This is a genomic window from Streptomyces sp. NPDC006140, from assembly GCF_040628815.1.
GTDB lineage: Bacteria > Actinomycetota > Actinomycetes > Streptomycetales > Streptomycetaceae > Streptomyces.
Window position 1 is genome coordinate 19820 of the sequence record NZ_JBEXTS010000006.1, and the last position, 11719, is coordinate 31538.

Genomic DNA, 11719 nt, shown 5'->3' on the forward strand with positions numbered 1-11719 from the left:
TCCGGTCCGCGGCTCCCCTGCGCGACGTCCTCCCCACTGTTCTGCCCAGAGGGTGGGTCGCACTCACGTTTCCCCGGGGGCGGGCATGGTCGTTTCCCGGGGACGCGACCGGTCGTTGGGCACCTCGTGAGGCACGTACAAGGGCGCGCGCGGCGCGCGAGGGCCGCGCTGGCCGCCGTAGTGACATGGGCAGGGCTCCTCGCCGGGGCCACGGGCTGTACCTCGGACGACGCGGGCGGGATCGCCGGGGCGTTCGGCGCGCCCCCGGCGCCCGAGGACGTCATCAAGGTCTCGCCCGGCGACGGCAGCAAGGGCGTGCGCCCCGGCAGGAAGCTGCGGGTGCGCGTGCCCGACGGCCGGCTGGAGTCGGTGAAGGTCGTCAGATCACAGGACGCCCAGGAGTCCCCCGTGCCCGGGCGGATCTCCGCCGACGGCCTGACCTGGGAGCCCGCGGAGGAGCGGCTGGCACTGGCCGCCGAGTACACGGTCGACGCGGTCGCCGTGGGCGGCGACGGACGCCGCTCGGCCCGCCACACCACCTTCACGACGTACGTCCCCGAGGAGCGCTTCATCGGCTACGTCACCCCGGAGGACCGCGCCACGGTCGGCACCGGCATGATCGTCTCCCTGGAGTTCAACCGGGAGATCAGGCACCGCGCCGCCGTCGAACGCGCGGTGCGGGTCACCGCCCGCCCGGCCGTCGAGATCCGCCCGCACTGGTTCGGCCGGACCCGCCTCGACTTCCGCCCCGAGCACTACTGGAAGCCCGGCACCCAGGTCACCGTCTCCCTGCGCCTGCGGGACGTCGAGGGGGCACCCGGGGTCTACGGCCTGCAGCACAAGACGTTCTCCTTCACCGTCGGCCGCAGCCAGGTCTCCGTCGTCGACGCCGCCCGGCACTCCATGGAGGTGCGCCGCGACGGCGAGCCCCTCGCCACCGTGCCGATCACCGCCGGCGCCCCGAAGACCACCACCTACAACGGCAAGATGGTGGTGACCGAGATGCTCGAGGTCACCCGGATGAACGGCGCCACGGTCGGCTTCAAGAAGCGCGACGGCAAGGGCGAATACGACATCCCGGACGTCCCGCACGCCATGCGCCTGACCGACTCCGGCACCTTCCTGCACGGCAACTACTGGGCGCACCACACCGTCTTCGGCCGCACCAACGTCAGCCACGGCTGCGTCGGACTGCGCGATGTGAAGGGCGGCGGCTCCGACACCCCGGCCGGCTGGTTCTTCGACCGCAGCCTCATCGGGGACGTCGTCGAGGTCGTCAACAGCAATGACAAAAAGGTCGCTCCCGACAACGGGCTCGGAGGATGGAATATGGGCTGGAATGCATGGAAGGCGGGCAGTGCGGTGAAGTAGCCGGACAGAGGGGCGGGTTGACCCGGCATTCCGTTGGGACCGAACAGTGACAATCGCGGGCCGCCTGCGCCCCGCACCCTGTGGTTACTATTCGCCGGTGCGCGGGGGACGCGCAGGGGTGCGGGCCTGACCAGGCCCGGGGAGGGGAGAACAACTTGAACGGGCGACCGATATCGGGGGCGTCGGTTGGGGGCGGGAAGGGACTGCTCGCGCTGATCCTGGGCGTGCTGCTCCTCGCCGTCACGGCGTGCGGCGGCGGGGGCACCGGCTCCGGTTCCGGCGCGGGCGACGGCAAGGGCAAGGACGCGGACACCGCGCAGAGCAAGCAGTCCGAGGCCGTCGTCAGCATCACCCCCAAGGACGGCGCCAAGTCCGTCGACACCAGCGGCGCGCTGAAGGTCACCGCCGCCAAGGGCAAGCTGACCGAGGTCGAGGTCAAGGACGGCGAGGGCAGGAAGGTCGACGGCGAGATATCCGGCGACGGCGCCAGCTGGACGCCGTCCACGCACCTGTCCGCCGCCACGAAGTACACGGTGCACGCGGTCGCCAAGGACGCCGAGGGCCGTACGGCCGCGGAGGACGCCGGCTTCACGACGCTGACCCCGAAGAACACCTTCATCGGCACCTTCACCCCCGAGGACGGCTCCAAGGTCGGCGTCGGCATGCCGTTCTCGATCCGCTTCTCCCGGGGCATCACCAGCCCGGAGGCCGTCGAGAAGGCCATCCGCATCAGGACCGAGCCGGCCGTCGACGTCGAGGGCCACTGGTTCGGCAACGACCGCCTCGACTTCCGCCCCGAGAAGTACTGGAAGCCCGGCACCAAGGTGACCGTCGACCTGAACCTCGACGGCGTCGAGGGCCGCCCCGGGGTCTACGGCGAGCAGGACAAGACCATCGACTTCACCATCGGCCGCAACCAGGTCTCCGTCGTCGACGCCAAGAAGCTGACGATGAAGGTCATGCGGGACGGCAAGCTCTTCAAGACCATCCCGGTCACCACCGGCAAGCCCGGCATGGAGACCTGGAACGGCCAGATGGTCATCAGCGAGATGCTCACGGTCACCCGGATGAACGGCGAGACCGTCGGCTACGGCGGCGAGTACGACATCAAGGACGTCCCGCACGCCGTCCGCCTCACCACCTCCGGCACGTTCCTGCACGGCAACTACTGGGCGAGCGGCGCCTTCGGCAACTACAACGCCAGCCACGGCTGCATCGGCCTGCGCGATGTGCGCGGCGGCTGGGACAAGAACGCGCCGGCCGCGTGGTTCTTCAACCACTCGATGATCGGCGACGTGGTGGTCGTCAAGAACTCCGAGGACCGGATCGTCGCCCCGGACAACGGGCTCAACGGCTGGAACATGTCGTGGGAGAAGTGGAAGAAGTAGCACCCCTTCGCTGACGGCAGGGCCCCGGTGTGACGGACCGCACCGGGGCCCTGCCCGTTAGCCCCCGTTAACCTGCTCCCTATGACCGTCTCTCTCGAAGTCGCTGAAGGCGTCGGCACGCTCCGGCTGGACCGACCGCCCATGAACGCGCTGGACATCGCCACGCAGGACCGGCTGAAGGAACTCGCCGAGGAGGCCGCGCGCCGCGCGGACGTGCGGGCCGTGGTGGTCTACGGCGGGGAGAAGGTGTTCGCGGCCGGCGCGGACATCAAGGAGATGCAGGCGATGGACCACACCGCGATGGTCCTGCGCGCCCGCGCCCTCCAGGACTCCTTCACGGCGGTGGCCCGGATCCCCAAGCCGGTCGTCGCGGCCGTGACGGGCTACGCGCTGGGCGGCGGCTGCGAACTCGCGCTGTGCGCGGACTATCGCATCGCCGCCGAGAACGCCAAGCTCGGCCAGCCGGAGATCCTGCTCGGCCTGATCCCCGGCGCGGGCGGTACCCAGCGCCTGGCCCGCCTGGTCGGCCCCTCCAAGGCCAAGGACCTGATCTTCACCGGCCGCATGGTCAAGGCCGACGAGGCCGAGAGGATCGGTCTGGTCGACCGGGTCGTGCCCGCCGACGAGGTGTACGCGCAGGCGCACGCCTGGGCCGCGAAGCTGGCGCAGGGTCCCGCCCTCGCGCTGCGCGCCGCGAAGGAGGCCGTCGACACGGGCCTGGAGACGGACATCGACACGGGCCTGGCGATCGAACGGAACTGGTTCGCGGGCCTGTTCGCCACCGAGGACCGCGAGCGCGGGATGCGCAGCTTCGTGGAGGAGGGGCCGGGCAAGGCGAAGTTCCTCTGAACCTCCCTCCAGGGGCTTGCCATTGACGCGGTGTCTGATCCGGGTCCCTCGAAGGGGCGGTTTATGGCAGCCTTAAGGCAGCCTTAAGCGTGGTCGGCCGAGGGGGTCCGTCGATTGCCCCGAAACGGGTCGTTCCAGCAGGTCGGAGGGGGTGCGGACGACTCCGAAGTGCCGTTGGCATATGACGCTGGACCGTCGGTCCGCAGGCCGTGCCCGGGGGCGTATTCCCCGGGAACGGCCCCGTCGGGCGCTCCCGGCGGCCATGATGGGGGCATGGCGGGGCTGGAGGGTATGGAACAGCCGCGGGGAGACGCACATGCGGCCGCGGCGCGCTGGTCGCCGACCGTCGAGGACGAACACGCGCTGAAGGCGCTGGAGTTGTACGGCAACCCGACGGAGGCAGAGGTCCCGCTGCCGTCCCGCCCCGAGTCCGCGGCCACCGCCAGACGCCTCACCCAGGTCGTGGTCCTGCGCCACTGGGGGCTCACCCCCAAGACCACGGAGGACGCGGTCCTTCTCGTCTCCGAACTGGTCGGCAACGCCGTACGCCACACCGGCGCCCGCGTCTTCGGGCTGCGCCTGCACCGGCGCCGCGGCTGGATCCGCGTCGAGGTCCGCGACCCCTCCCGCGGGCTGCCGTGCCTGATGCCGGTGCAGGAACTGGACGTCAGCGGCCGGGGCCTGTTCCTCGTCGACAAGCTGGCGGACCGCTGGGGCGTCGATCTGCTGCCCCGGGGGAAGACCACCTGGTTCGAGATGCGGGTCGGCGACCGCTGAGGGCCGGGTCCGGCTGCCTGTGCCGCGCGGGCCGGGTCCGGCTGCCTGCGCGGCGGCTCACCCGGCCGCCGATCGGGCGAATAGCCCGTTTCCAGGTGACGCGCACCTTAAATGGTGGAATGCACCGTCACCTCATCAAGAGTGCCCTGGTCACGGGTGCCGCCCTCGCCGTCCTCGCCGCCTGCGGCACGGGCGGGGAGCGGGCCTCCGAGGCGCGCGGCACCAAGGCCGCCGTACCCGCCCCGCCCGAGAAGAAGCCCGTCGAGGGCCTGCCCGGCATGCCGCCCGTCCTCGACCCCGAGGACGTCTACGCGGCCGACCGCCCGAACAAGCTGTCCCCGGTGGTCAAGGACTTCCCGTCCCGCGTCTACGTGCCCAACACCGAGTCCGACACGGTCTCCGTCATCGACCCGAAGACGTACGAGATCATCGAGACGATCCCCGTGGGCCGGCAGCCCCAGCACGTCGTGCCCTCCTGGGACCTGAAGACGCTCTGGGTCAACAACAACCGCGGCCACACCCTCACCCCCATCGACCCCAGGACCGGCAAGGCGGGCAAGGAGGTCGAGGTCCACGACCCGTACAACCTCTACTTCACGCCCAACGGCAGGTACGCCGTCGTCATGGCCTCCCTCGACCGGGAGCTGGTCTTCCGCGACCCGCACACCATGGAACGCAAGAAGACCGTCCCGGTCTCCTGCTACGGCGTCAACCACGCCGACTTCTCCCTCGACGGCCGCTACTTCATCGTCTCCTGCGAGTTCAGCGGCGAGCTGCTCAAGGTCGACACCGAGAAGATGAAGGTCGTCGGACAGCAGCGGCTGCCGTTCGAGGGCGCCATGCCGCAGGACGTGAAGGTCTCGCCCGACGGCAAGAAGTTCTACATCGCCGACATGATGGCCCACGGCATGTGGGTCCTGGACGGCGACAAGTTCACCGAGCCCACCCTGCTGCCCACCGGCAAGGGCTGCCACGGCCTCTACGTCAGCCGCGACTCCCGCGAGATGTACGTGTCCAACCGCGGCGAGGGCACCATCTCCGTCTTCGACTTCACCCAGGACAAGCTCACCAAGAAGTGGCAGCTGCCCGACGGCGGCAGCCCCGACATGGGCGGCGTCTCCGCCGACGGCAAGGTGCTCTGGCTCTCCGGCCGCTACGACGCCGAGGTGTACGCCATCGACACCCGCACCGGCACCCAGCTCGCCCGCATCCCCGTCGGCAGCGGCCCGCACGGCCTCGCGGTCTACCCGCAGCCCGGCCGCTACTCGCTCGGCCACACCGGCATCTTCCGGTGACGCCCATCCGCCGTCCACGCGGCAGCAGTTGACACGCCCCTGATCGGGTGAGGGTCCCCGGCCCGCCGCAGCGGAACCGCGATCGTGCCCTGCATGATCACTCTTCGTCTGCGGCGGCGCACCACCGCCGCCGCCCTCTGCTTCACCGCCGTCCTCACGACCACGGCCGCCGCGCCCGCCCAGGCGCCGGCCAGGCCCGCGGCCCCCGCCAAGCCCGCGGCCCCCGCGCCGGCCGCCTGTCCCGTCCAGTTCGACGACGAGATCAAGGCCGCCGCCGACCGCCGTGTCGACGTCGGCCGCATCACCCCCGACCCGTCCTGGCGGACCACCTGCGGCACGCTCTACCGCGCCGACGGCCGCGGCCCCTCCGTCGTCTTCGAGCAGGGCTTCCACCCCAAGGACGTCGTCAACGGCCAGTACGATCTGGAGAAGTACGTCCTGGTCAACCAGCCGTCCCCGTACGTGTCCACGACGTACGACCACGACCTCTACAAGAAGTGGAAGTCCGCCTTCAACTACTACGTCGACGCCCCGGGCGGCATCGACGTCAACAAGACCATCGGCGACACCCACAAATGGGCCGACCAGCAGGAGGTCGCCTTCCCCGGCGGCATCGCCCGGCAGTACATCATCGGCGTCTGCCCGGTGGACAAGCAGACCAAGACCGAGATCATGAGCGAGTGCGAGAGCAACCCGCACTACGAGCCGTGGCACTGAGCAGCACCTCCGAGCCCACGGGCCGGTAACCGGCCGCCTGGAACGCCCGCAGCCCTCGGGCGTTCCCGGCGGCCACCTGTGCCCACACGGGCGCCCCGTCGACCAGGTGCCGCGCCGACTCCACCAGCCGCCGCCCCAGCCCCCGCTGCCGCGCCCCCTCCTCGACGTCGACCGCGACCTCCCACCGGCCGGCCACCCCGCGGCCCAGGGCGAGCACCCCGCCGTCCGCCTCCCACACCCGCACGTCGTCCCGCCGTCCGCGTGCGGAGCGCACCCGCGGATGGCGGGAGCCCTCCGCCTGCGTCAGCCGGACCGGCGGTTCCCCGGGCAGCGCGGCGCCGGTCAGCAGCACGTCGACGGTGTCGGACGTACGCCCCGTCCGGTCCATGAGGGCCGTCAGGAAGCGGGCGTTCATCGTGGCCGCGAGCCGGTCGCAGTCGGTGCGGCCCAGCGTCCGGCGCACCCAGTCCGGATCCTCGTCGGTGAAGACGACCGAGTGCGCCGTGAAGGCGAGGACGCCCGCGTCCCGGGCCGAGGGCTGCGGCACGATCGTCGTACCGCCGTCGGCCGGCGGGAAGACGCCCCGTGCCGCCGCGTCGAGAATGTCCCGCAGCGTGTCCGCCACCGGCCCGCTCCTTGAGTCTCCACCCGCTGGAAGGTCCAGACTCCCAGACATGACCGACGACGGCACCGGACTGCTCACCATCGGCGCACTGGCCCGGGCCACCGGACTGACCGTGCGCACCATCCGCTACTGGTCCGACGAGGGCGCCCTGCCCCCGGTGGCCCGGTCCGAGGGCGGCTACCGGCTGTACGACGCCGCCTCCGTGGCCCGGCTGGAGCTGATCCGGACGCTGCGCGAACTCGGCCTGGGCCTCGCGGACGTCCGCCGGGTGCTGGCCGGCGAGACGACGGTCGCGCGGGTCGCGGCCGCGCACGTGGTCGCGCTGGACGCGCAGATCAGGTCCCTGAAGGTGACGCGTGCGGTGCTGTCGACGGTCGCGAAGCGGGGTTCCGACGCGGAGGAGATGACGGTGGTCAACAAACTGGCAAGGCTGTCGGCGGCCGAGCGGCGGCGCATCCTGGAGGAGTTCGTGGACGAGGTGTTCCACGGGCTGGACACGGCGGACCCGGTGATCCGCGAACGCCTGCGGAACACCGCCGCCGACCTGCCCGAGGAGCCCACGCCCGAGCAGGTGGACGCCTGGCTGGAGCTGGCCGAGATGCTCCAGGACCCCGGCTTCCGGGCCGAGATGCGCAAGGTCGCCGAGTTCAACGCGGCGGACCACGGCCACACCACGCCCGCCGGGGCCTCCCTGTGGTTCTCCCGCCGGCTCGTCCAGCTGGGAGCCTCGGCCCGCGAGCGCGGCATCGCCCCCGACTCGCCCGAGGCGGCCGAGGTGCTGCGCGAGCTGCTGGGCGACGCCGACCCCGCGACCGTGCTGCAACGGCTGCGGTCGCACGCCACCGACCGGGTCGCCCGTTACCGGGAGTTGATGGCCGTCGTGAACGGGTCCGGGCCACAGGCGGCGTACCGCGAGGAGTTCGCCTGGGTGGTCGCCGCGCTGGAGGTCCGGGCGGGCGGTTAATCTGACCTGCGTCAGTACGACGTACAGCACGAGATGAGGGGCGGATCGGTGGCGGACATCGAGGAAGCACGCAAGCAGTTCGAGCGGATCGATACGGACGGTGACGGATACATCACCGCTGCCGAGTTCAAGACCGCCCTGGCCCGGTCGGGCGACTGGAACGTCACCGAGTCGGTCGCCGAGGTCGTCATCAAGGCCCGCGACCTCGACGGCGACAAGAAGCTGAGCTTCGACGAGTTCTGGGCCTACCTGAACAAGTAAGCCGCCGGGGGCGCCCGCACCCGCACGAAGGGGCCCGGTCCACGAACGGACCGGGCCCCTCGTCATGCCCGGCGGGCCGTGCGCACACTCCACCGGCCCTCGTGCCGCTCCAGCGCCAGCGGCAGGTCGAAGCACTTGCCCAGCCGGTCGGCCGTGAGCACCTCGCCCACCGGGCCGCCCGCGAGCGGACGGCCCTCGCGCAGCAGCAGGGCGTGCGTGGTGTGGGCCGGCAGCTCCTCCAGGTGATGGGTGACCAGGACCGTGGCGAGACGCGGATGCTCCCGGCGCAGGTCCTCCAGCGCCCCGAGCAACTGCTCCCGGCCCGGCAGGTCCAGCCCGGTCGCCGGCTCGTCGAGCAGCAGCAGCCGGGGTTCCGGCATCAGGGCCCGGGCGATCAGGGCCCGGCCGCGCTGCCCCTGCGAGAGCGTGGGCCAGCGCGCCTCGGCATGCTCGGCCAGCCCCAGCGTCCCGATCAGCCGCTCCGCCCGCTCGGCCTGCCCGGGTGCCGGACGCCACCGGGGCAGCGGCTCCACCGAGTTGGTCAGGCCGGTCAGCACCACGTCCCGCACCCGCAGCGGCGAGGCGAGCGGATGCCGGGGATCGACATGCCCCACGTGGGCCCGCAGCTCCCGCAGGTCGACCCGGCCCAGCCGGTGACCCAGCACCTCCACGGTGCCCCGGGTGGGATGGACCAGCGCGCCCAGCAGCCGGAGCAGCGTGGACTTGCCCGCGCCATTGGCCCCCAGCAGCGCCCAGTGCTCCCCGGCCCGGACGGTCAGGGACACCTCCGCCAGGATCGGCCGGCCCTCCCGCACGACCTCGACGTCCTCGGCCCGCAGGACGATCCCCGTCACAGCAGCGCCCTGTTCACCGCGGCCAGCACCGCCCGCACGGACGCGGCCAGGGCCGAGGCGTCCCGGCCCGCGCCCCAGCACGTCGCGGAGCCGACCCGGCACTCGGCGAAAACGTCCGTGCCCTCGTCACCGGCCCGCTCGCAGAAGTCCAGGACCTCCACGGCGATCCCGGCCCCCGCCAGCGCGTCCACGAACGCGGATACGGGGCCGGCGCCCGAGCCCTCGTAGTCGCCGGTGCGCTCGCCCGTCCGCAGGGTGCACACGAAGCGGTGCCCGCCCGTGGCCTCGTCCCGGTGCACGGACCAGGCGTCCAGCGCCACCTCCCCGTCCTCCACCGCGTACGTCGCCCGGAACAGCGCGTACAGCTCCTTCGCCGTCATCTCCCGCCCGCTGTCGTCCGTCGCCCGCTGCACCACCCGGGAGAAGTCCGGCCGCATGCGCGCCGGGAGGTCCACGCCGTGCGCGGTGCGCAGCAGATAGGCCGCGCCGCCCTTGCCCGACTGCGAGTTCACCCGGATCACCGCCTCGTAGGAACGGCCCACGTCCGCCGGGTCGATCGGCAGGTACGGCACCGACCAGGGCGCCCGCCCCTCCGGCACGCCCAGCTCCCGCGCCCGCTCGGCGTGCCGGGCCAGGCCCTTGCTGATGGCGTCCTGGTGGGTGCCCGAGAAGGCCGTGTGGACCAGCTCCCCGGCGTACGGATGGCGCGGGTGCACGGGCAGCCGGTTGCAGTGCTCGACCGTCTCCCGTACGGCGTCGAGGTCCCGGAAGTCGAGCATCGGGTCGACCCCCTGCGCGTACAGGTTCAGCGCGAGGGTCACCAGGTCGACGTTGCCGGTGCGCTCCCCGTTGCCGAACAGGCAGCCCTCCACCCGCTGGGCCCCGGCCAGCACGGCCAGTTCGGCGCAGGCGACACCGGTGCCGCGGTCGTTGTGCGGGTGCACGGAGAGGATCACGCTGTCGCGGCGGGACAGATTCCGGTGGACGTACTCGATCTGGTCGGCGTAGACGTTCGGCGTCGCGATCTCCACCGTCGCGGGCAGGTTGTGGGTGACCGGCCGGTCGGGGCTCGCGTCCCACAACTCGCTCAGCCCGTCGCACAGTTCGAGCACGAAGTCCGGCTCGGTCAGGTTGAAGGTCTCCGGGGAGAACTGGAAACGGACGTACGAGGAGCGGTCCGCGCGGCGGGCCATGTGCTCGGCGGCCTCCCGCACGGTCCGCCACACCGCCGCCCGGTCCCGCCCCAGGACGACCTCCCGCCACACCGGCGAGGTCGCGATGTACAGGTGGACGACGGCCCTCGGCAGCCCCTCGATCGCCTCGAAGGTGCGGTCGATCAGATCGCGGCGGGCCGGGGTGAACACCACGGGCGTGACGTCGTCCGGTACGGCGCCGCTGGTCACCAGATGCCGGACGAAGTCGAAGTCGGTGCGGCTCGCCGACGGGTAGCCGACCTCGATCTCCTTGAAGCCCACGCCGGTCAGCAGGTCGAAGAAGCGGCGCTTGCGGGGCGTGTCCATCGGTTCGGCGAGGGCCTGGTTGCCGTCGCGCAGGTCGACGGGGACCCAGAGGGGAGCGCGCTCGATCCGGGCGGCGGGCCAGGCGCGACCGGCGGCGGGGACGTGCACGCGCTCCTGGAAGGGGCGGTAGCGGTGGTACGGCATGGGGCCCGGGCGCTGGGGGTTCCAGGCGGTGGCGGGGGTGGTGGTCGTGGTCATCGTCGGCTGTGGCCTTCGGCTCGGTCGGACGGTGACCGGCAGCACGGCGACCCGCGGCGGGGTGCCGGTCGCGTCAGGCCCCGCCGCGGCAGCCGAGGAGAAGGAGACCGCGCAGCGTCACGCGCAGTACGCTAACCACTGCTCAGGTCCTCAGACAAGTGAAATCCCCTCTCTCCTCAGACAAGTTGGTGAACCCCATGCCGCTAGGTGCCGTCCGCCCCAGCCCCCTGGTCGAGCAGGCCGCCGCCCGGCTGCGCGAGCAGATCACCGGCGGCCACTGGCCGGTCGGCACCAAGCTGCCCGGCGAGACGACCCTGGCGAAGGAACTGGGAGTCGGCCGCTCCACCGTCCGCGAGGCGCTGCGCGCGCTCGCCGGTGCCGGACTGGTACGGCCCCGCCAGGGCGCCGGCGTCTTCGTCATCGCCACCGAGCCGGTCGAGGACTGGCCCACCCGGCTGCGCCGGGCCGCCGTGACCGACGTCTACGAGGTCCGGATGGCGGTCGAGGTGCACGCGGCCCGGCTGGCCGCGCGCCGCCGCACGCCGGAGGACGTCACGGCCCTGTGGGCGGCCCTCCGGGCCCGCCGGGCCGCCGGCCCTCTCGACGACGCCGCCTTCGTCGACGCGGACATCGCCTTCCACGCCGCCGTGGTCGCAGCCGCCCACAACCCCGTGCTCGCCGACCTGTTCACCGAGTTCACGCCCGTCCTGCGGGAGGGCCTGATCGAGCTGCTCTCCCTGACCGGCCTGCGCGCCGACGACCCGGACACCGGCGACGAGGCCCACGAGGCGCTCGTCCGGGCGGTGGCGGACGGGGACGCGGAGGGCGCGGCGGAGGTGCTGCGCGCGGAGCTGGAGGACCCGTTCGCACCCGCCCGGGACCCGGAATAGCCCATCCGCC

The 11719-nt window shown here is 72.3% G+C and carries 12 protein-coding genes; 9 read left to right on the forward strand and 3 right to left on the reverse strand.

Features of this window, described 5'->3' with window-relative positions:
- The first annotated feature begins 126 nt into the window (after positions 1-126).
- The 6 genes from ABZ386_RS17585 (at position 127) to ABZ386_RS17610 (ending at position 6397) form a co-directional block, all read left to right on the forward strand.
- Positions 127-1371: an Ig-like domain-containing protein gene (locus ABZ386_RS17585; protein ID WP_351340884.1), complete on the forward strand. Its 1245-nt coding sequence runs from the start codon at positions 127-129 to the stop codon at positions 1369-1371.
- A 155-nt stretch (positions 1372-1526) separates the two neighbouring features.
- Positions 1527-2759, forward strand: a complete 1233-nt coding sequence (locus ABZ386_RS17590) for an Ig-like domain-containing protein (RefSeq protein WP_351340887.1) — start codon at positions 1527-1529, stop codon at positions 2757-2759.
- An 81-nt stretch (positions 2760-2840) separates the two neighbouring features.
- Positions 2841-3608 carry an enoyl-CoA hydratase-related protein gene (locus tag ABZ386_RS17595; RefSeq protein ID WP_351340889.1) on the forward strand — a complete coding sequence of 256 codons (768 nt, stop codon included), beginning with the start codon at positions 2841-2843 and terminating at the stop codon, positions 3606-3608.
- A gap of 168 nt (positions 3609-3776) precedes the next feature.
- Entirely contained in the window at positions 3777-4385 is a 609-nt protein-coding gene (locus ABZ386_RS17600; protein ID WP_351340892.1) for an ATP-binding protein, read from the forward strand.
- A 119-nt stretch (positions 4386-4504) separates the two neighbouring features.
- Entirely contained in the window at positions 4505-5680 is a 1176-nt protein-coding gene (locus ABZ386_RS17605) for a hypothetical protein (RefSeq protein WP_351340894.1), read from the forward strand.
- Positions 5681-5773: 93 nt separating this feature from the next.
- Positions 5774-6397, forward strand: coding sequence for an ADP-ribosyltransferase (locus ABZ386_RS17610; protein WP_351340897.1), 624 nt, complete (start codon positions 5774-5776; stop codon positions 6395-6397).
- Here the strand turns inward: ABZ386_RS17610 and ABZ386_RS17615 are convergent.
- Positions 6351-7022 carry a GNAT family N-acetyltransferase gene (locus ABZ386_RS17615; RefSeq protein ID WP_358965035.1) on the reverse strand — a complete coding sequence of 224 codons (672 nt, stop codon included), beginning with the start codon at positions 7020-7022 and terminating at the stop codon, positions 6351-6353. The two genes, ABZ386_RS17610 and ABZ386_RS17615, sit on opposite strands and share 47 nt — an antisense overlap.
- Positions 7023-7071: 49 nt before the next feature.
- Between ABZ386_RS17615 and ABZ386_RS17620 the strand changes: the two genes are divergently transcribed.
- Positions 7072-7986, forward strand: coding sequence for a MerR family transcriptional regulator (locus tag ABZ386_RS17620; protein ID WP_351340903.1), 915 nt, complete (start codon positions 7072-7074; stop codon positions 7984-7986).
- A 48-nt stretch (positions 7987-8034) separates the two neighbouring features.
- A complete protein-coding gene (locus ABZ386_RS17625; RefSeq protein ID WP_358965036.1) occupies positions 8035-8247 on the forward strand; it encodes an EF-hand domain-containing protein in 213 nt (70 codons plus the stop codon).
- A gap of 62 nt (positions 8248-8309) precedes the next feature.
- On the opposite strand, the gene ABZ386_RS17630 is transcribed toward ABZ386_RS17625, so the two are convergent.
- Both ABZ386_RS17630 and ABZ386_RS17635 read right to left on the reverse strand, forming a co-directional pair.
- On the reverse strand, positions 8310-9101 hold the full coding sequence (locus tag ABZ386_RS17630; RefSeq protein ID WP_358965037.1) for an ATP-binding cassette domain-containing protein: 792 nt from the start codon (positions 9099-9101) through the stop codon (positions 8310-8312).
- Entirely contained in the window at positions 9098-10819 is a 1722-nt protein-coding gene (locus ABZ386_RS17635) for a 2-isopropylmalate synthase (protein WP_358965038.1), read from the reverse strand. Before ABZ386_RS17635 ends, ABZ386_RS17630 begins: the two co-directional genes overlap by 4 nt.
- A gap of 197 nt (positions 10820-11016) precedes the next feature.
- On the opposite strand from ABZ386_RS17635, the gene ABZ386_RS17640 reads away from it, so the two are divergent.
- Positions 11017-11709 (forward strand): FCD domain-containing protein, encoded by a 693-nt coding sequence (locus tag ABZ386_RS17640; RefSeq protein WP_358965039.1) that lies wholly within the window; start codon positions 11017-11019, stop codon positions 11707-11709.
- The last annotated feature ends 10 nt before the right edge of the window (positions 11710-11719 follow it).